This window comes from Bacillus sp. 5RYD7K (genome assembly GCF_059831465.1).
The window spans coordinates 1067126-1086259 of sequence record NZ_CP191200.1 but is presented as its reverse complement, the minus strand read 5'-3'; the positions used below and the strand labels follow the sequence as shown (position 1 = coordinate 1086259).

Sequence of the window (19134 nt, the reverse complement as noted above, 5' to 3'; positions counted from 1 at the left end):
CTTAATCATCCTTTTTTCTCTTTTTCGGATTCCACAAATACGATTTTGTATGTTCCAGCCAGGCTCTGGCGGCAAAGGACATGTAGCGGTCCTTCCGCCAAATGATGGCTAAATGCCACGGAATGACCGGGTGAACGAGCGGAATGGTTTTGACTTTCTCAGGATCAAGGCCGCGGCAGATTCTTTCCGGCAGCAGGCCGATGCCGAGATTGGCCGATACCATTTCGCTGATAAAATCCCACTGTGACGTTTCATAAATGACGTGCGGCCTGAACCCGGCTTTCACACATTCCGTCATAATTCGATTGTGAAGGACAAAATCCTCCCTGAAAAAGATGAACGGCTCTTCTTTCAATTCGTGAAGACTGCATTCTTTCTCGTCCGCGAGCCGATGTGACGGATGGACGACGAGCATGAGGGTTTCCTTTACGATTGTAAACGTATGAAAAATCTCTTCATTCGCGGGAAGCACGACGACCCCGATATCAAGCGAGCCGTCCTCCACACCTTGCTGCACTTTAATAGAGCCGTCCTCTACGAGCTGAAACGTCACATCGGGATATGTGACGCGGAAGTCACCGAGCACTCTTGGGAAAAAGCCCGACCCGATCATCGGCGGCAATCCGATGCGGACGTGCCCTTTCTTTACCTCCATAATATCATTCAGCTCTGATGTCAGGTTTTGGAATGACTTTGTGATTTCCTGTGCCTGCACATACATGCTTTGTCCGGCGTCAGTCAGTTCAACCTGCCGGCCATTACGGTAAAACAGCTTGATGCCGAGCTCCGTCTCCAGATTTTTAATCATTTTTGAAATTGTCGGCTGTGAAACATACAGTGACTGCGAAGCCTTCGTAAAACTTTTCAAACGGGCCACTTCCAAGAAGTACGTTAAGTGCCGGATGTCCATTTCATCTCATCCTTTCTATAGACAAAAGGAATACATATTATTCTTTATATATATTTTACCTATAGCAAAACCTTATGTACAATATAAATATAAGGGAGGCATCATTATGAAAAAATTGTTGCTTACCGTTATTCAAATCGCTCTGCTGTTTATATTTGCGCGTCTGATCAATTGGGTCACGGCGGCTCTTCATATAAATATTCCCGGCAGTATAATCGGGATTGTGATTCTTTTCACATTATTGCATTTCAAGATTATCAAGCTTGAATGGATCGAGCTTGGCGCAGCATGGCTCCTCGGTGAGCTGCTGTTGTTTTTCATCCCGTCTGCCGTCGGAGTGATTGAATACGGAGATATTATGTCTAAATTCGGTGTAAGCATTTTACTTGTCGTCGTCATCAGCACATTTGTCGTGATGGTTTCAACAGGTACGCTTACACAGCTGATAGCAAAAAGAAAGGAGAAAAAACAAACGTGTTCATCGGAATCATAAGTTTATTCTTAACTGTCTTAGTGTATTTGGGCGCGAAAAAACTCTACATTCGTTTTCCGCGGGTGTATACGTCGCCGCTTCTGATTACGCCCGCTGTTTTGGTCGTACTGCTGCTTCTTGTCAATGTCCCGTATCAGACATACAATCTCGGCGGCGGACTGCTGACCGATATGCTTCAGCCGGCAACAGTGGCGTTCGCTATCCCGCTTTATAAATATTTCCCAATTTTAAAGAAATACGCCGTGGAAATTATTTTGAACGTAGCGGTCGGTTCATGTATCGCTATTCTGTCAACGGCGTTTATCGCGAAATGGTTCCATCTCGGCAGCAGCTTAGTCGACAGTCTCGTGCCGCGATCAGTGACGACGCCGATTGCCATGAACGTTTCAGAAATGATCGGCGGGATGCCGGCCGTTACAGCGGTTTTCGTCATTTTAACGGCTTTACTCGGAACGATCATCGGGCCGATGGTCATCCGCTATTTCCGCATTGATAACGAAATTGCCCGGGGCGTGCTGCTCGGAACAAGCGCGCACGGAGCGGGAACATCTAAAGCATTTGAGCTCAGCTCCGTATCAGGTACGATCTCAAGCGTGTCCATGATTCTCGCCGCGATTATGACGCTGTGCGCGGCTCCGATTTTGCTTTCGTTTATGTCATAAAAGACTGCTCCTGACAGAGCGGTCTTTTTTATTTGCCGGAGATCAATCAGTCTGTCCTTCATAAAAAGACGAAAACACGATATGATAAGACATGAAGTGAAAAGACTGAAGAACGGATGTGTCATATGAACGGCCAGCAGCGAAATAGCATCAGAAAAGGGCTTGAAGTCGATATCGTCTTGAAAGCCGATCAGCGTTCAGGAAAGCTGACAAGAGGAATCGTGAAAGATATTTTGACGAACTCAAGCTTCCACCCGCGCGGCATTAAGGTTCGCCTGGAAGACGGGCAAATCGGCCGGGTCCAGCAGATTATTGAATAGAAAAAAAGCCGGGGCTGCATGCATGCCCGGCTTTTTTTGTTTATTTTTTCCGTAAGAAAACAACCTTTAAATAGTCCCCTTCTTTAAACGCGGGAATCGTTTTGAAATCTTCCGGAAGCGTATATTCTTCCAAAATGTCGTAACGCTCGTTTGTTTCTTTGAAGGCGGTCTCTATAAAGCCTTTAAATTTCTTCATATTGAAGGCGCTGCTGTTTGTCGATGCAACGATAATGCCGTTTTTTGCGGTGATGGCGATCGTTTCCTTCAGCAGGTTTTTATAATCTTTCGCCGCGCTGAACGTCCGTTTTTTTGTACGGGCGAAAGAAGGCGGGTCAAGGATGATGAGGTCAAACGCCAGCCCTTTTTTCTCCGCATAGCCGAAGTATTTGAAAACATCCATGACTTTAATATCATGTGCTTCGTAATCAATTCCGTTGGCGCTGAACTGTTCAATCGTTTTTGCAAGGCTGCGGTTGGCGACATCGACACTGGTCGTTTTCTCAGCTCCTCCAAGCGCCGCCGCAACCGAAAATGCCCCCGTATAAGAGAATGTGTTCAGCACCCGTCTGCCGTTTGCATACTTGTCCCGAATCGCTTTGCGTACATGACGCTGGTCTAAGAAAATGCCCGTCATCGCCCCGTCGTTTAAATCCACCGCGTACTGTATGCCGTTTTCTTGGACAATGATTGGAAAGTCTCCTCTTTCGCCTTTGACAAAGTCGTCGTCTTCCACGTATTGTCCGGCGGTATCAAACCGTTTCTTTTCGTAGATCGCCTTATAAGAAAGCTCCAGGCCGTCAATCGCCTCAATCAAACTGTCCTTATATGCGTAAATGCCTTTGCTGTACCACTGAATCAGCAGATAACCGTCATAGACATCAATCGTGACGCCGCCGATGCCGTCGCCTTCACCGTTGAACAGACGGAACGCCGTCGTATCCGGTGCCTTAAACAGATGGGCTCTTGCTTCAGCCGCTTTTTTCAGCTTGCCCAGAAAAAAACGTCCGTCGATTTGTTCGTCTCTCGCACGGGACAGCACCCAGCCGACTCCTTTATTCTGCAAACCGTAATAGCCTTTCCCGATAAATTCGCCCTTCTCAGATGTTACATCAAAAAGATCGCCCTCTGTTAAGTGAGCCGAGCTTCCGGACAGAGCGTCTTTTTCAATCAGGGGGAATCCTTTTTTCAGCTTTCCGGCAAATGTATCTTTCACTGTAAGTAGCTTCATTGTGCATTCCTCTTTCGTTTTGCTTTCTCTTATCGTACCATAAAACATGCATTGTCCCGAAAAATTCAAAACAGGGGGAAAAACCATGACAGCCAAAAGAATCGACCATACAGGCATTATGGTCAAAGATATTGAAACATCCATTGCTTTTTACCAAGACGTTCTCGGTATGCAGTTAAAGGATCGTATCACTCATACGAACGGCATTATTGAACTTGCCTTTCTCGGCTTTCAGGAAGGGCCTGAGACGGAGATTGAGCTGATTCAAGGCTACAGCAGCGAGCTTCCCGCAGAAGGAAAAGTGCATCATATCGCTTTATTAACTGAAGATATCGCGGCGGAATTCACGCATGCGAAGCGTCAGGGCGCCGTATTTATCGATGAAGAAATCACGACGCTTCCGAACGGGTACCGCTACTTTTACATTGAAGGACCGGACGGCGAATGGATCGAATTTTTCCAGCGTTAAAAAAAACGGGCAGAAGCGCCCGTTTTTTTATATTTCTTCTGTGACGTTTTGTTCCGCTGCCCGTTCCTCTCTCCATTTTTGAAGATCCCACATTCTGAAAAACGGATAATAAATGATAAATGTAATCAGGAGGTTGATCAGCTGCATAACCGAACCGGAGATTTTCCCGCCCGTCGCCAGATAACCGGAAATCAGCGGCGGCATCGTCCACGGCACGGCGATTCCCGCCGGTTTTGCCACCATTCCCGTGCTCATCCCGATGTACGTCGCCGTAATGGTCAAGAGCGGTGCGATGATAAAAGGCACGATTAACAGCGGATTCATGACAAGCGGCATCCCGAAAATAATCGGCTCGTTAATGTTAAAGATCGCGGGTCCGATGCCGAGTCGGCCGAGCTGTTTCATCTGTTTGCTTCTGGAGCGCACAAGCATGGTCAGCACAAGGGCCAGCGTTGCGCCGCTTCCGCCGACATTGATCCATATTTGAAAGAACTGTGTGGTAAAAATGTTCGGCAGCGCTTCTCCCGCTTGAAAAGCCAAACGGTTGACGTCCATCGCTCCGTACCAGATCGGTGACATGACCCCGCCGATAATGGAAGCGCCATGTATGCCGCACGACCAAAGGAGCATTTGCACGAATTCGGCGACAAGGCTTCCGCCGAGACTCCCGCCTAAAATAGACAGCGGAGTGCCCAGCAGGTCGCCTACGACATTGTGGAGGCTTTTAAAAGGAGTCATTTCAATAAACAGACGGGCCAGCCATACGAGCGTAATAATAATGAATCCGGGGATAAGCGCAACAAACGATTTGCTGACCGCAGGCGGCACTCCGTCAGGCATCTTAATGACGATATTTCTTTGTACGATAAACCGGTACACTTCCGTAGACAGCATTGCTATGATCATCGCGACAAACAGGCCTTTGCTTCCGAGCAGCGAAATCGGAATGCCGCCCCCCACCATAATCTCTGTTGACGAGCCGTCAGGGATAAACGGAATCTGATACGGTGTCGCCAATAAAAAGGCGGCAAGGGCAATGGCACCCGACGACAGGGCATCCACCTCATAGCTTTCTGCGAGCCGGTAAGCAATCCCGAAGGCGGCGACAAGCGCCATAATGTCAAAGGACGCATTCACGGGATACCCGAGCTTTTCAACCCATTGTTCACCGAAAAGACCCGCCATAAAATCGGCATAACCGGGAATCGGGAGACTCGTCAGAATCAGAAAAACCGATCCGATGATAATAAGCGGCATAGTCAAAATAATGCCGTCCCGCAAAGCCCTTAAGTGCCTTTGGCCGGCGACTTTTCCGGCGACAGGCATGATTTTTTCTTCCATGACCCGATTAAACGTACTCATTTATCAAAAAACCCCCTTTTTGAGTTCATTGCGCAGATGTCTTAAAGCATTTTCTCCATCATATTTTGGAAACGCTTACATTTGCATACAGAAATTTTCCTTATCCCTCAGGAAAAAAAGAATTCCGCACTGCCGATATATAAAGAAAAAGGGGGAATCGCAATGCATCACATCCTAAAACCGATCATCGCCGCGGCCTTGTGCGTCACCCTGTTCTCCGCCGCGGCACCCGCTCACGCCGAGACGCAGGACCGGGACGTTATCGTGGTCTACAAAAATAATAACGGCAAGGAATCCGCCATAGACAGCGGAGCGGATGTGGAACAGACCTATCAGCATCTTCCCGCAGTCGCCGTGTCGGCTGATTCGGAAACGGTGAAAGACCTGAAACATGATCCTGACATTTTATATGTTGAAGACAATGTATCCTTTCAGGCAGCAGGCGGTTCTGATATACACCCGTTAACAGCGGCCTCAAGCGGCAGTTACACCCTGCCGCAATGGGATATAGAGCCCACTCAGGTCAAGCAGGCCTGGAAAGAAGGCTTGACGGGAAAAAAGGTGAAAGTGGCTGTCATTGACAGCGGCATTTACCCTCATGATGACCTTTCCATTGCGGGAGGCTATTCCGCAGTCAGCTATACATCTTCATACAAGGATGACAACGGGCACGGTACGCATGTCGCCGGCATCATTGCCGCCAAACATGACGGATACGGCATTGACGGCATCGCGCCGGATGTCCGGTTATATGCAGTTAAAGCATTGGACAGAAAAGGCGCGGGAGATCTCAAAAGCCTTCTTAAAGCGATCGACTGGTCCATCGCCAACAAAATGGACATCATCAATATGAGTCTCGGAACTAACGCAGACAGCAAAATTCTTCACGACGCCGTCGACAAAGCATACAAAAAAGGAATTGTCATCGTAGCCGCCGCAGGAAACGACGGCAACAAAAAACCCGTCAATTATCCGGGCGCCTACAGCAGCGTAACGGCAGTCTCAGCGTCAACCGAAAAAAACGGGCTTGCGGCTTTTTCCACGACCGGAAAACAAATTGAATTTGCCGCACCCGGCACCAATATTACGAGCACATACCTGAATCAAATGTACGCTGTGGCTGACGGCACATCTCAAGCCGCGCCGCACGTCACCGGAATGTTCGCGCTGCTCAAGCAAAAATATCCGGAAGAAACAAATACACAGCTCCGACAGCAGATGCAGCAAAACATTAAAGATCTGGGCGCTCCCGGACGTGACAGCCAATTCGGGTACGGGCTGGTGCAATATCACGCAAAGCAAAAGAGCTTTGCCGAACGGGCCGTAATAAAAGCGGAAAAAACGAAAAAGCAGGCAGATATCAATCAAGCAAAAACGGCCGTCAGCAAGCTTTCCAAGTCAAAGGGAAAAACCGCCCTCGAGTCCCGAATCAATAAAGTTCAGACAGCAAGAAATGTGGCGGACGCCAAAGGCAAAGTCCGGACTGCCGAAAAACAAAAGAAAAAAACCGCCGTTAATGCGGCACAAAGCGCCATCCGGAAATTACCGGCCGGATCAGAGAAAAAAGGGCTGCAAAAGCGGCTTGACGCTGTCAATTCAGGCCTTTTGAAAACTGCTGGGGCCAGCGTCAGACAGGCCGAAAAAAAGACCTCTGAGGCCAACGCCGCAAAAGCCAAAAAAGCAGTGAGCGAGCTTCAGCCGGGAAAAGAAAAAACCACTCTGGAAAAACGGCTTGACCGGATAAAAGAGAAACTCCACCGGAAGCAGGCAAGAGACAAAGTGAAAACGGCCGAAAAAACCAAAACGAAAAAGGCAAAATCAGCGGCACAAACGGCGGTCAGCCGGCTGAAGCCGTCTGCCGAAAAGACCAGCCTGCAAAAACGCGTGCGCGCAATTCAGGTGAAACATTAAAAAAACGCTTATGAGCCGCATCATGGCTTCATAAGCGTTTTTCTTCCATCTGCCTATTGGTTCATGGCCGGGCGATCGACCGTGTTCCATTTCGTAAAGGACATATATCGGAAATAATGATCACGGTACGGGTGCGCGGTGCCTGTATTCCAAGGCTTGTCTCCGCCGCAGAAATGGACGATGGCCGGTTCGGCCCGTGTTTCTCTGTAACGTATACGGTCGATCAGTTCAGGAGGCGTTTTCTCATTCATGATAATATGCGTCTGTGCATTCCAGCGCGGATGCAGTTCATACCATTGATCATATAAGACCGCGTTAAGCGCGTCCTGATCATGAAACACGAGAAAATCCTCCGAACTGTTTTCATTGATAAAATCAATCACTTTTTTGGAAATATTCTGTTTTCTCCAAGGTTCAAAATCTATAATCATAATGCCGGAATTGAAATACTTGGCCGTGTCGCTGATATTCATTTTTTTCAGTCTTTCATGCTGTCCGGCATCTTCTACTGCCGCAACTATTGCCGGGGAAATATCCAAATCCCATAAAACCGAAATATCTTCCATCACAATTGCATCGCAATCAATGTAAATCATCCGCTTTACGGACTCATCCTTAATTAAATCAGGAATGGAAATGCGGTAATAAGCCGCTTTTGTAATGTGGCTGCTTTCGACCGCATGTTTGTATTGGTCAGCATCCACTTCTAAAAATTCAAGCGGCGTTCCGAATGACATCGCAGTCTGTTCAAGCTTGTCCTTATTTTCAGCAGTAATTCCGCCGTCGATCACATATAATTTGGCATTCCTTGTTTTATCCATATTCATCAATAAAGAAGCGAACATCCCACCCAAATGACGAGCATAATGATCATCGGCACATGATACGATATGCATTGTTTCATTCTTTCCCACTGATATTCATCTCCCTTTTTGTTGTATCATTTTCTTTCCCTTTTTTTCAAAAGTAAACCTCGATCTTACACATTTTTTCTGCGGGAATGTGCTGTTGACGAGTTGATATCTTTCTTCTTTGTTTGGGGTGAGGAAAGAAAATGACCTTATCGGCGGGTTCTATGTGAACGGGGGCAAGACGATCAAGGCCGGCAGCGAAAAACGGTGAGCGTCATTGGATAAACAAACAGCCGGACCGCTTTTATTTGCAGTCCGGCTGTTTATGATGCGCCAATCGGTTAATCGACTTCTTTCTTAATCCCAAGCATCTTTTCGTCTAAATAATGGGCGATTTCCGCCGCTTCCTTCAGCTCGTCAGTCAGATGCTTCGGGACTTCGTTATTTAATTTGTAATAAATTTTATGCTCAAGACTCGCCCAAAAATCCATGGCGATGGTGCGGATTTGGATTTCCGCCTTCACATATTCCACCCGATTCGTCAAATAGACGGGAATTTCAATAATCAAATGCAGGCTGCGGTAGCCGTTCGGCTTCGGATGTTTGATATAATCCTTCACCTTCACAATTTTCAGGTCCTTATGCTGTTTCAAAACCTCAGCGACATTATAAATATCTGATATAAAAGAACAGATGATCCTGACACCCGCGATGTCATGAATATGCTCTTTCATTTCCTGCGTCGTCACATCACAGCCTTTGCGCATCAGTTTATTGACGATGCTTTCAAAACTTTTCACGCGTGATTTTGTATGCTCGATCGGGTTATGCCCGTGAATCAGATTATATTCCTGACTGATGATAGAAAACTTCGTATCCAGCTCATCTAAAGCGAATTTATAAACTAATAATTCATTTTTCCAATCTTCCATGACCGTTTTTAAATCATCCATATGGGCTGTTGACAAGTCCATTTTTTTCATCTCCTTGCTTTGCTGTCCACATATCAGACGGTTCGGTCGGCAGTCAGGTTCTTTACAAAATCGTGAAGATTATTTCACAAAAAAAAGCAAATGCCGTTATGGCATTTGCCTTGTCATTTGATCAGGAAATAATTGATCAGGAGTCCGATGGAAAGCAGGAATCCGAAGAATGTATTGGTTTGCGCCGTTGATTTCATCGCAATAATCATGTTCATCGGCATTTCGTTTTTCACGAAGCCTTTCACGGCCTGAACGGGTTTCGGCACGCTCAAAAAGACCAGGAACAGCCATGGGCTTGTATATCCCATGATAACAAGACCGACGATCCAAATGTAAGCGATGGCAAAGGACGCGGCCAGTATCATGACGGCTCCCCTATGCCCCATTAAAATCGCCAGCGTTTTACGTCCGCCCTTTTTATCTTCTTCAATATCACGGATATTATTGGACAGGTTAATCGCGCCGACCAAGATGGCGATCGGGATGGAAATCAAAATGCTCTGTTCATTAATTCCGCCAGTCTGAATGAAGAAAGAAATAAGGACAAACACAGAGCCCATGCAAATGCCGGAGAACAGTTCCCCAAACGGTGTATACGCAATCGGCAGCGGGCCGCCCGTATACAGATAGCCGATCAGCATGCCGGCAAGGCCGATTGCCGCAAGCCACCAGCTGCTGCTCATACAGATATAAACACCGAGCACGAGGGCAATCGCATAAGAGCCGAGCGCCAGCTGCAGAATCGTTTTCGGCTTCATGCCGTGGCGGACGATCGCTCCGCCGATACCGACAGAATCCGCCGTATCTAAACCGCGTTTAAAATCGTAATATTCATTGAATAAGTTCGTGGCGATCTGGATCCAAAGGCAGGAAAACAGCATGGCCAAAAACAGCAGGAAATCAACCTTTACGTAAAACATCGCCAATACGGTGCCGAGAAGTACGGGCACAAACGATGCCGTCAATGTATGAGGGCGGGTTAACTGCCATAAAATGCGGCCCATGCTTTCTTTTTCAGGCGTCTTTTGGCTGCCTCCCATATTGTTTTGATTCATTTTCCTCTTCCTTTCTATTAAAAGGCTTTCACAGTCAGCCGATAACAGTAGTGTTGAATTGGGGTTTTTATGTTTTCTGCTACCTTATCTATCATAATAATTTCTTCCCCATTTCACAAGATGCGGCGCTCCGTCAGCTTTGCTGCCGAAAACGGCTTTCCGCCCTTCCCTATTGGGGTTCGGCACAAGCCTGCGTAAGAAAAAGCCGCCGAAATTTTTTTACCTCATTTATATTTACGATAAGTTAAAAATCCCGCCTGAACATCGCTTTTTTAGTATGATCATTTGCCAATTTATACATGCGTATTTTCCATCCTTTTGTTTCTCATTCATTTTTAAGGAAATTTTAAGCTTAGGATATTAGACATATTTTGAAACTTTTTGTTAATCTAATCGTCATATACTGGTGTAATTATTGAATACGCGGGGAAGGAATTTTAACATGATGCAAAAATTAAAACGTGCTTATGAAAATACATTGGTTAAATGGACGTTTCATACGGGCTTTTATTTTCTGATATTAGTATTGCTCTTTTGGATGTATGGATTTCATACAGCCAATACCGGCACTTATATTTACAACGATTTCTAATCGGGGAGGATAACTATGAAACTACTTGATGCTATAAAAACATATGCAGACGCCAAGCCTCAGGCCGAAGCGTTTCGTTCCTTAGATCATTCCCTCACTTACGGGGAATTATGGGATTTGTCGGAGCGGGTTGCGTCCGGCATTGAAAAACATACAGCTGACGGTTCGAAAACACCTGTCCTGGTTTACGGACATATGGAGCCGAATATGATCGTTTCTTTCTTAGGAAGCGTCAAAGCGGGCCGCCCTTACATCCCTGTCGATGTGTCCATTCCGGCAGAGCGGATCGTCAAAATCATTGAAAGCTCAGGCGCAGAGCTGCTCATCAGCGTATCGGGCGATGCAGTCGATACGGGGAGCAATCTGATTAAAACCGTTACACCCGAAGAACTTGCAGCTGACGGAGATGCAGACCTCAGCCGTGAGAACTGGGTAAAAGATCAGGACACTTTTTACATTATTTACACGTCCGGCAGCACGGGAAATCCGAAGGGCGTGCAGATATCAGCTGATAACCTGCAAAGCTTCACAGACTGGATCTGCAGGGATTTTCCTGTGGGCGAAGGCAAGACATTCTTAAACCAAGCTCCGTTTTCTTTTGATTTATCTGTCATGGACATTTTCCCGTCGCTTCAAACGGGAGGTACGCTGCACTGTGTAACGAAAGACAAAATCAATAAACCGAAAGTACTATTTGAAGAGCTGGAGAAATCCAGGCTGAACGTCTGGACATCGACGCCGTCTTTCGTCCAAATGTGTCTGATGGACCCCGGCTTTACGCAGGAACTCCTGCCTGACGCAGAAGTATTTATGTTTTGCGGAGAAGCGCTTCCGGCTGCCGTGGCACAGGAACTGTTAAACCGTTTTCCGAAGGCCCGCGTATTCAATACATACGGCCCGACCGAAACAACGGTTGCCGTCACCTCCGTGGAAATTACGCAGCAGGTCATCGATGAAAATGAATCTCTGCCCGTCGGATTTGCAAAACCCGATATGAATATTTTCATCATGGATGAAAACGGGAATAAGCTTTCGGACGGAGAAAAAGGGGAAATCATCATCGCCGGCCCGAGCGTAAGCAAAGGTTATCTCGGTGAGCCGTCTCTGACGGAAAAAGCGTTTTTCTCTGTTGACGGACAGTGGGCATATCATACGGGTGATGCCGGTTATGCTCAAGAAGGTCAGATTTTCTGCCAAGGACGCCTGGATTTCCAGATAAAGCTTCACGGCTACCGAATGGAGCTTGAGGAAATCGAAGTGCATGTAAGGCAGTCTCAATATGTACGCTCAGCGGTTGTCATCCCGTATCAGCCTAACGGACCTGTCGAATATCTAATTGCCGCCATCGTGCCTGAAAAACATGATTTCGAAAAAGAATTCCAGCTGACAAGCGCTATTAAGAAAGAGCTGGCCGCTTCGCTTCCGGCTTACATGATTCCGAGAAAATTCATTTATCAGGATCACATTCAAATGACTGCGAACGGAAAAATCGACCGTAAACGCATTGGCGAAGAGGTTCTTGTATGACGCCTTACAGCTCGTTTTTCTTTTTTATCTTACTTGGAATCCTTCTCTTGCCGACGATTATTTTAGGGCTGAACGGCAAGAGATTCCAAGGATACAACATGTTTATATCCATCATCGTATTGGCTTTGATTTTCTCGCATGATCTGCACGGCGTCATTGCATTATGTATCTTTACGCTGTGGCAGGTGCTGTTAATCAGGGGGTATCTCGCTTACAGACTGAAAGCCAATAGCGGCTTTGTCTTCAGCATGGCCGTGATCGCGTCCATTTTACCCCTGTTTTTATCTAAATTATGGCCGTTTTTCTTTCCGGCGGTGCCTCATCATCCGGTTCACAACCTGATCAGTTTCTTAGGAATTTCTTATTTGACATTTAAAGGCGTCCAGCTGATCATGGAAACGAGAGACGGGCTGATTAAAGAAAAAATGCCGCTTCACCGCCTTTTGTACTTTATTATGTTCTTCCCGACCATTTCTTCCGGTCCGATCGACAGATACCGCAGATTTGCCAAGGACGAACAGAAAGTATGGACAAAGGGAGAATACGCTGATTTACTGTATACCGGCATTCATAAAATTTTTATCGGTTTCTTGTACAAATTCATTATCGGATATGCGATTAACACGTATTTCATTATGAATCTGTCTCATATCACCCACAGCAAACTGTGGAGCAATGTGCTGTACATGTACGGATACAGCTTGTACCTGTTTTTCGATTTTGCGGGCTACACGATGTTTGCCGTCGGTGTCAGCTACATTATGGGTATCAAATCTCCGGAAAACTTTAATAAGCCGTTTATCAGCAGAAACATTAAAGACTTCTGGAACCGCTGGCACATGTCCTTATCCTTTTGGTTCAGAGACTACGTATTTATGCGCTTTGTTTTCTGGATGACAAAGAAAAAATGGATAAAGAACCGGATGGCCGTCTCGAACATCGGGTATTTCCTGCTGTTCATGCTGATGGGCGTCTGGCACGGGCTCGCCCTGCAATATATTGTGTACGGCCTGTACCATGCCGTGTTAATGACGGGGTATAACTTTTTTGAGAAATGGAATAAGAAATACAAGTGGCTGCCCGCCAATCGTTTTACGGCGTTTTTAGCCATCGTCATCACATTCCATTTCGTATGTTTCGGATTTTATATTTTCTCAGGAAAACCATTTCATCACTAAAGGAGATTGAAAACACATGGAATTTAAACAGGAAGTATTAGACGTATTAGCTGAAGTTTGTCAGGAGGACGCTGTGAAAGAAAATCCTGATATTGAAATCTTTGAAGAAGGACTGCTTGATTCTTTCGGAACTGTAGAGCTGCTTGTTGCCATCGAAAACCGCTTCGGCATTACAGTGCCGATCACTGAGTTTGACCGTGACGAGTGGAATACGCCAAACAACATTGTAAACAAACTGACTGAGTTGAAGTAAATGAAAAAGCGTTTCTTTGGACCAATTATTTTAGCGTTTGTCCTGTTTGTCGGAGCTATAGCAGTTCCGGCTTCATGGCTTACGCGCTTCATTCCTGAAAAACGTGTCGAAGAGTCGGCAGCGGCCTTAAACCCTAATATGTTCCAAGGGCTCTATCTGCAAAACAAAATGTTCGAAGACTCGAAGTATCTGCCGATTTTCGGATCTTCCGAGCTTTCAAGATTAGATCAGTTTCACCCGTCCAACTATTTTCAAGTGAACAACCAAGGCTTTACGCCTTATCTTGTCGGAAAAGGCGGGGATCAATCCCTGATACACGCCGTAAACTTTGCGGCGCATTACCAGCAGCTGAAAGGCAAAAAACTGGTATTCATTGTTTCTCCTCAATGGTTTATTAAAAAAGGTTCGGATGAACAGCACTTTGCGCCGAATTTTTCATCACTTCAGGCATTGGATTTAGCATTTAATGACCAGATTGATCCCGCGGTCAAAAAGAACATGATGAAACGCATGCTTCGTTTTAAAGTCGTTCAGCATGATGCCGTCCTTTCTGAATTGTACAAAGGAATGGTCAACGGCCAATCATGGAAAGTGAAAACGGTCATGCCGGCCGCCAAGGCTTACTATTCTCTGCTTGAGAAAAAAGATCTTTATTATTCATTGGGAGAAACCGAGGGTCCTGAGCGGACGATCTCTGAAAACCTAAAAGGAAAATCGTGGTCAGAGTTAAAAACAGCCGCCGCGCAATTAGGAAAACAGAGTTCCAAGTCCAATCCTTTCTATATCGATGACACTTCTTATAAAAAAATTAAGCCGAAGTTAAAGAGAGTGAAAGGAATCAACAAAGGAAGAACATACGCCAAATCAGTCGAATATCACGACTTTGAGGATATGCTGGACATTCTGAAAGATGCCGGCGCTGAACCGATGTTCGTGGTTATTCCGGTCAACGGAAAATGGTATGACTACACCGGCTTCCCGAAAAAAGGCCGGACTGATTACTACAAAAAAGTCACAAAGCAGATTAAAGCGAAGGGCTTTCAGGTTGCCGACTTATCCGGACACGAATATGATCCGTACTTTATGAAAGACACCATCCATATCGCCTGGAAGGGCTGGGTGTACGTCGATAAAGCGATGGAGCAGTTTTACAAAACCGGCAAAGTGACGGTTCACTGAGCACGGCGATGATCGAATACAGAAAAAACGAACACGCAGGGGGCATTCTCTCCCCTGCTTTTTATGTGATTTGATTTTTTCACAAATTTGAGGAAAACTATTGCGAATATTTGTTGAAGGTATACAATAGAATATAAATTATTTTCAAATAAGTTCGCCAATAACACCAATAGGGAGACAGAACATTATGAAACAAGACATTCGTGTTGAATTGACTTCAGCCAAAAAACCTAAACCGGACCCCCATAACCTTGCGTTCGGCAGAATTTTCACCGACCATATGTTTGTTATGGATTACGATGCGGATCAAGGCTGGTACGATCCGAGAATTATCCCTTATCAGCCCTTCTCAATGGATCCTGCGGCTATGGTTTATCATTACGGCCAAACCGTTTTTGAAGGGCTTAAAGCGTATGTAACGAAGGATCAGGAGCTGCTTCTGTTCAGACCGGAGAAAAATATGGAGCGCCTGAATCAGTCAAATGACCGTCTTTGCATCCCGCTCATTGATGAAGAGCTTGTTCTTGAAGGCCTGAAACAGCTCGTAGCCATCGACAAAGACTGGATTCCGAAAGCGGAAGGCACTTCCCTTTATATCCGTCCGTTTATCATTGCGACCGAGCCTTTCCTCGGTGTAGCGGCATCCCATACGTACAAGCTGTTTATCATTCTGTCGCCGGTCGGCTCTTATTACAAAGAAGGCATTAAACCGGTGAAAATCGCCGTGGAAAACGAGTTCGTCCGCGCCGTCAAAGGCGGTACGGGAAACGCGAAAACGGCCGGCAACTACGCTTCAAGCCTGAAGGCGCAGCAGGTTGCGGAGGAGAAAGGCTTTTCCCAGGTGCTATGGCTTGACGGCATTGAGAAAAAATACATAGAAGAAGTCGGCAGCATGAACATCTTTTTCAAAATCAGCGGCGAAATTGTGACGCCGGAGCTGAACGGAAGCATTCTTGAAGGAATTACGAGAAATTCCGTCATCACCCTGCTCAAACATTGGGGATTGACTGTGTCTGAGCGGAAAATTTCGATCGATGAAATCATTCAGGCGCATCGTGACGGCCGATTGGAAGAAACGTTCGGAACCGGTACGGCGGCGGTCATTTCTCCGGTCGGCGAACTGATTTGGAATGATGAAAGTCTTGTCATCGGCAGCGGTGAAACCGGAGAGATCTCGAAGAAGCTGTATGATACCATTACAGGCATTCAAAAAGGCGCCCAGCCTGATCTATTCGGCTGGACAGTAGAAGTCGATACACTGTAATAGACCTATGAAACCTCTCTTTAAGAGAGGTTTTTCTTCACCATCTCCGTCACTGCCGCCCTTCTTTCCGTTACTTTAAGCACTGCTAAGTAAAATAGCCCTGTAGCAATAAAAGTAGGAATGGTCACGCCGATCGGCAGCGGGATCACATAGGAAAAATAATAAGCGAAAACAGCGCCAAAAAGATAGGTGAAATAAACCCGTACGTGAAACCCCTTTTGATACCAATAAAACCGCTTCTCCCCTGTTAACATTTCATCCACATGATAGTGTTTTTTTCTAACAATATAGTAATCAACCAGTACAATAGCAAAGATAGGAATAAAAAGCGTACCGATCATCAGTAAAAAATTTTGAAAGTGATCGAGCAGCCATTCTTTTAATAATGAACCTCCAATGGTAATGATACCAAGAGCGATTGCAGGAAAAATGAAGCGCTGTTTGCTGAAGATAGATAAATAAGACATGACAGCACTGTATAATACCATCACATTGGTCGATAAAACAGATAAAAAAATAACAATGGCCGCAATAAAACCGAGAATAGGATGATACTGTCCAATAATGCCCGCCATTTGGTGGTCAGGTTGTTGATGTCCTAAAACCGCAAAAGCTGAAACTGCCGCTCCAAGTCCCATCGCAATGACGGTGGATAAAATATAACCGAAAAAGGTACCTGCCATCCCCGTTCGCTCATTTTTGCAATGCCGATTATAATCGCAGACGATCGGCACCCAAGTAAATGCAGTCGCGACGACAATATCAAATGCGCTTATGCCCTTGATTCCTGAAACGGCAGTTGTTTTCATTTGCAGAAATTCAATCTGATGAAACGTCATAAAGATAAACCCAAACAAAACAGCAGTTAATACCACCATAATAGCCGCTACAATCGTTTCTGCAGATTCAACGACTTTATGCCCATATAACGTGATGAAAAGCACAGAAGCTTGCGTCACTATTGTGAACAGATTAATGTTGCTGTAGCCTGTTAAAAAATAAACAGCCTCATTTAAACTGGCCCCCGCCATATAAGCTTGGATCCATGACCAGCCAACTAAAATGAGAATGTTGACAGCTGAAGGCAAAATACCTCCTTTTATTCCGAAAGCCGGACGCATTAACACCATCGTCGGCAATCCTGTTCGTGTTCCGATATTACCCATTAAAACCAAGGGGACAGCGCCGGCAATGGAGCCGAGCAAAATGAGCCATAATGCTTGCCAAAAGGTCATATCCGGTACAAAAAGCATCCCTGTATACATCGTCGTGACCACTATATTCGCGCCCGTCCAAATCGAGAAAGTTGAAAAGAACCCCATCGTCCTCTTCCCTGTCTCAATAGGCATGATCCCATCACTGCTAAAACCTGCCGCTTCTTCTGTCATGTCATCACCCCTTATTCAGAACAGATGGATGCCACTGATACCATTCCACAGGATTCAATTTGCTGGTGATATTGATATGTTTAGGCTCTGTAAACGAAGCGAGGCCATAAGGTCCGAGTTCTCTCCCTATCCCGCTCTGTTTTACCCCGCCCCATGGCGCTTCAAGATACGGTGTATGATAGCTATTGATCCAAATGATCCCTGCATGGAGACTTTCTGCTGTTCGCAGCGCTTTTTCTTCATTTTCTGTTAAAATACCAGCTGCCAAGCCAAATCTCGTACCGTTTGCCAAAGCGATGGCTTCATCTTCATTAGAAAATTCCTGAACCGTTATCACCGGGCCGAAAATTTCTTCCTGAACAATTTTCATCGATTGGTTTACGTTCGTGAAGACTGCCGGTGTGATATAGTAACCGGTTTGAGGAATGATCCGCTCACCTCCAGTCACGAGACGAGCCCCTTCTTCCTTCCCGGCTCTGATATAGTGTTCAATTTTTTCGAGGTGCTCCTGACTGATGACAGGCCCCATTTCCGTCTCTTCGTCACGAGGATCGCCAATTTTAATCTGTTTAGCCCTCTCTGTCAGCCTGGCTAAAAAACTGTCATACAATGCATCTTGCACGAGTATACGGGAAGCAGCGACACAGACCTGTCCCTGATTAAAATAAGACGAAAACAATGCAATATCACAAGCTGTTTCAATGTCTGCATCATCAAAGACGAGAAGCGGCGATTTACCTCCTAATTCAAGAGACACTCGCTTAAATGTGCCTGCACATTCGCGATTAATCAGTTGACCCGTTTTGGAACTTCCAGTAAACGAGACTTTCCGAACCGCTCCGTGCTTAATTAATTCTTGGCCGACAGACGAGCCATCTCCTGTTACTAAGTTGAATATGCAATCTGGGAGGCCCGCCTCTTTGACCAATTTTGCAAATGTTAAAAATGACAGCGGCGTCCATTCAGAAGGCTTGAAAACCACTGCATTCCCCGCAGCTAACGCCGGCGCCAGTTTCCAAATTCCCAATAACAGCGGAAAGTTCCACGGTACAATCAAAACACAAACACCCATGGGGCCTTCAATCACTCGGCTGATTGAACCGTCATCCATTTCCTTGGACCACGTTTTTTTCGACTCTTGCAAATCAGCGTAATATCTTAAACAAGACACAGCATCACTGATATCTAATCTTGATTCACGAATCGGTTTACCGGTATTTTGGGTTTCGATTTCGGCAAATGTCTCTGCGGAAGCTTCCAATAGATCCGAAAGTCGGCGAAGGACTTTTATACGAAGGGATTGATTTTGAGCCCAGTCTGTTTGGACAAAAGCCCGTTCTGCACCTTGGACAGCTTCACGTGCTTGTTCTCCCGAAGCTTCTTGAATGACGGTGATAAGGCGCCCCGAAGCAGGATCAATGATTGCACGTTCTTTTCCTTCTCCTTTTATAAATTCGCCATTAATGAAAAGCTGTTCATTTTTCACATTCAATTTCGATCAGCTCCTAG

General features: G+C 45.9%; 19 protein-coding genes. 11 read left to right on the top strand and 8 right to left on the bottom strand.

All coding sequences use genetic code 11. The annotated features are described in order from the left end of the window. Position 1: 1 nt before the first annotated feature. Complete coding sequence (cidR, locus tag ACQE26_RS05455) at positions 2-910, bottom strand: cidABC operon transcriptional activator CidR (protein ID WP_045925509.1); 909 nt, start codon at positions 908-910, stop codon at positions 2-4. A gap of 106 nt (positions 911-1016) precedes the next feature. Between cidR and ACQE26_RS05450 the strand changes: the two genes are divergently transcribed. From ACQE26_RS05450 to ACQE26_RS05440, 3 genes are all read left to right on the top strand, one after another. Further along, a complete protein-coding gene (locus ACQE26_RS05450; RefSeq protein ID WP_007407725.1) occupies positions 1017-1403 on the top strand; it encodes a CidA/LrgA family holin-like protein in 387 nt (128 codons plus the stop codon). Next, a complete protein-coding gene (locus ACQE26_RS05445) occupies positions 1385-2065 on the top strand; it encodes a CidB/LrgB family autolysis modulator (protein ID WP_012118753.1) in 681 nt (226 codons plus the stop codon). The genes ACQE26_RS05450 and ACQE26_RS05445 overlap by 19 nt, the downstream gene beginning before the upstream one ends. A gap of 125 nt (positions 2066-2190) precedes the next feature. Further along, complete coding sequence (locus tag ACQE26_RS05440; RefSeq protein ID WP_060963961.1) at positions 2191-2385, top strand: YwbE family protein; 195 nt, start codon at positions 2191-2193, stop codon at positions 2383-2385. Positions 2386-2425: 40 nt separating this feature from the next. On the opposite strand, the gene ACQE26_RS05435 is transcribed toward ACQE26_RS05440, so the two are convergent. Continuing rightward, entirely contained in the window at positions 2426-3613 is a 1188-nt protein-coding gene (locus ACQE26_RS05435) for a class I SAM-dependent rRNA methyltransferase (protein ID WP_500470895.1), read from the bottom strand. Between the two features lie 85 nt (positions 3614-3698). On the opposite strand from ACQE26_RS05435, the gene glxA reads away from it, so the two are divergent. Continuing rightward, positions 3699-4082 carry a glyoxalase GlxA gene (gene glxA, locus ACQE26_RS05430; protein WP_032875731.1) on the top strand — a complete coding sequence of 128 codons (384 nt, stop codon included), beginning with the start codon at positions 3699-3701 and terminating at the stop codon, positions 4080-4082. A 27-nt stretch (positions 4083-4109) separates the two neighbouring features. Here the strand turns inward: glxA and celB are convergent, their stop codons facing one another. After that, positions 4110-5444: a PTS cellobiose transporter subunit IIC gene (gene celB / locus ACQE26_RS05425; RefSeq protein WP_500470893.1), complete on the bottom strand. Its 1335-nt coding sequence runs from the start codon at positions 5442-5444 to the stop codon at positions 4110-4112. A 162-nt stretch (positions 5445-5606) separates the two neighbouring features. Between celB and ACQE26_RS05420 the strand changes: the two genes are divergently transcribed. Continuing rightward, the gene (locus ACQE26_RS05420; protein ID WP_500470892.1) at positions 5607-7355 is read left to right on the top strand and encodes a S8 family peptidase; all 1749 of its coding nucleotides are present in this window, start codon (positions 5607-5609) and stop codon (positions 7353-7355) included. Between the two features lie 53 nt (positions 7356-7408). Here ACQE26_RS05420 and ACQE26_RS05415 read toward each other — a convergent pair whose 3' ends face one another. The 3 genes from ACQE26_RS05415 to ACQE26_RS05405 form a co-directional block, all read right to left on the bottom strand. Beyond that, the gene (locus ACQE26_RS05415; protein WP_060963958.1) at positions 7409-8269 is read right to left on the bottom strand and encodes a glycosyltransferase family 8 protein; all 861 of its coding nucleotides are present in this window, start codon (positions 8267-8269) and stop codon (positions 7409-7411) included. Between the two features lie 278 nt (positions 8270-8547). Further along, on the bottom strand, positions 8548-9180 hold the full coding sequence (gene ywaC, locus ACQE26_RS05410; protein ID WP_013354057.1) for a GTP pyrophosphokinase YwaC: 633 nt from the start codon (positions 9178-9180) through the stop codon (positions 8548-8550). Positions 9181-9302: 122 nt separating this feature from the next. Further along, positions 9303-10244, bottom strand: coding sequence for a 1,4-dihydroxy-2-naphthoate polyprenyltransferase (locus ACQE26_RS05405; RefSeq protein ID WP_047475954.1), 942 nt, complete (start codon positions 10242-10244; stop codon positions 9303-9305). Positions 10245-10686: 442 nt separating this feature from the next. Between ACQE26_RS05405 and ACQE26_RS05400 the strand changes: the two genes are divergently transcribed. The 6 genes from ACQE26_RS05400 (at position 10687) to ACQE26_RS05375 (ending at position 16237) form a co-directional block, all read left to right on the top strand. Next, the gene (locus tag ACQE26_RS05400; protein WP_013354059.1) at positions 10687-10836 is read left to right on the top strand and encodes a teichoic acid D-Ala incorporation-associated protein DltX; all 150 of its coding nucleotides are present in this window, start codon (positions 10687-10689) and stop codon (positions 10834-10836) included. A 15-nt stretch (positions 10837-10851) separates the two neighbouring features. Further along, positions 10852-12363: a D-alanine--poly(phosphoribitol) ligase subunit DltA gene (gene dltA / locus ACQE26_RS05395; RefSeq protein WP_500470889.1), complete on the top strand. Its 1512-nt coding sequence runs from the start codon at positions 10852-10854 to the stop codon at positions 12361-12363. Further along, a complete protein-coding gene (dltB, locus tag ACQE26_RS05390) occupies positions 12360-13541 on the top strand; it encodes a D-alanyl-lipoteichoic acid biosynthesis protein DltB (RefSeq protein ID WP_060963955.1) in 1182 nt (393 codons plus the stop codon). The genes dltA and dltB overlap by 4 nt, the downstream gene beginning before the upstream one ends. A 16-nt stretch (positions 13542-13557) precedes the next feature. Further along, positions 13558-13794: a D-alanine--poly(phosphoribitol) ligase subunit 2 gene (dltC, locus tag ACQE26_RS05385; protein WP_003150875.1), complete on the top strand. Its 237-nt coding sequence runs from the start codon at positions 13558-13560 to the stop codon at positions 13792-13794. Then, positions 13795-14973: a D-alanyl-lipoteichoic acid biosynthesis protein DltD gene (gene dltD, locus ACQE26_RS05380; RefSeq protein ID WP_060963954.1), complete on the top strand. Its 1179-nt coding sequence runs from the start codon at positions 13795-13797 to the stop codon at positions 14971-14973. It begins immediately after the preceding gene. A 184-nt stretch (positions 14974-15157) separates the two neighbouring features. Then, positions 15158-16237, top strand: coding sequence for a branched-chain amino acid aminotransferase (locus ACQE26_RS05375; RefSeq protein WP_438422172.1), 1080 nt, complete (start codon positions 15158-15160; stop codon positions 16235-16237). Positions 16238-16257: 20 nt separating this feature from the next. On the opposite strand, the gene ACQE26_RS05370 is transcribed toward ACQE26_RS05375, so the two are convergent. Both ACQE26_RS05370 and ACQE26_RS05365 read right to left on the bottom strand, forming a co-directional pair. Continuing rightward, positions 16258-17625 (bottom strand): purine-cytosine permease family protein, encoded by a 1368-nt coding sequence (locus ACQE26_RS05370; RefSeq protein WP_500470888.1) that lies wholly within the window; start codon positions 17623-17625, stop codon positions 16258-16260. A 4-nt stretch (positions 17626-17629) separates the two neighbouring features. After that, the gene (locus ACQE26_RS05365; RefSeq protein ID WP_500471459.1) at positions 17630-19111 is read right to left on the bottom strand and encodes an aldehyde dehydrogenase family protein; all 1482 of its coding nucleotides are present in this window, start codon (positions 19109-19111) and stop codon (positions 17630-17632) included. Positions 19112-19134: the final 23 nt, after the last annotated feature.

Bases quoted from the DNA above. Each gene is read 5' to 3' on its own strand.
- cidR (WP_045925509.1), bottom strand. From the start codon at position 910: ATGGACATCCGGCACTTAACGTACTTCTTGGAAGTGGCCCGTTTGAAA.
- ACQE26_RS05450 (WP_007407725.1), top strand. From the start codon at position 1,017: ATGAAAAAATTGTTGCTTACCGTTATTCAAATCGCTCTGCTGTTTATA.
- ACQE26_RS05440 (WP_060963961.1), top strand. From the start codon at position 2,191: ATGAACGGCCAGCAGCGAAATAGCATCAGAAAAGGGCTTGAAGTCGAT.
- ACQE26_RS05435 (WP_500470895.1), bottom strand. From the start codon at position 3,613: ATGAAGCTACTTACAGTGAAAGATACATTTGCCGGAAAGCTGAAAAAA.
- glxA (WP_032875731.1), top strand. From the start codon at position 3,699: ATGACAGCCAAAAGAATCGACCATACAGGCATTATGGTCAAAGATATT.
- celB (WP_500470893.1), bottom strand. From the start codon at position 5,444: ATGAGTACGTTTAATCGGGTCATGGAAGAAAAAATCATGCCTGTCGCC.
- ACQE26_RS05420 (WP_500470892.1), top strand. From the start codon at position 5,607: ATGCATCACATCCTAAAACCGATCATCGCCGCGGCCTTGTGCGTCACC.
- ywaC (WP_013354057.1), bottom strand. From the start codon at position 9,180: ATGGACTTGTCAACAGCCCATATGGATGATTTAAAAACGGTCATGGAA.
- ACQE26_RS05405 (WP_047475954.1), bottom strand. From the start codon at position 10,244: ATGAATCAAAACAATATGGGAGGCAGCCAAAAGACGCCTGAAAAAGAA.
- ACQE26_RS05400 (WP_013354059.1), top strand. From the start codon at position 10,687: ATGATGCAAAAATTAAAACGTGCTTATGAAAATACATTGGTTAAATGG.
- dltA (WP_500470889.1), top strand. From the start codon at position 10,852: ATGAAACTACTTGATGCTATAAAAACATATGCAGACGCCAAGCCTCAG.
- dltB (WP_060963955.1), top strand. From the start codon at position 12,360: ATGACGCCTTACAGCTCGTTTTTCTTTTTTATCTTACTTGGAATCCTT.
- dltC (WP_003150875.1), top strand. From the start codon at position 13,558: ATGGAATTTAAACAGGAAGTATTAGACGTATTAGCTGAAGTTTGTCAG.
- dltD (WP_060963954.1), top strand. From the start codon at position 13,795: ATGAAAAAGCGTTTCTTTGGACCAATTATTTTAGCGTTTGTCCTGTTT.
- ACQE26_RS05370 (WP_500470888.1), bottom strand. From the start codon at position 17,625: ATGACAGAAGAAGCGGCAGGTTTTAGCAGTGATGGGATCATGCCTATT.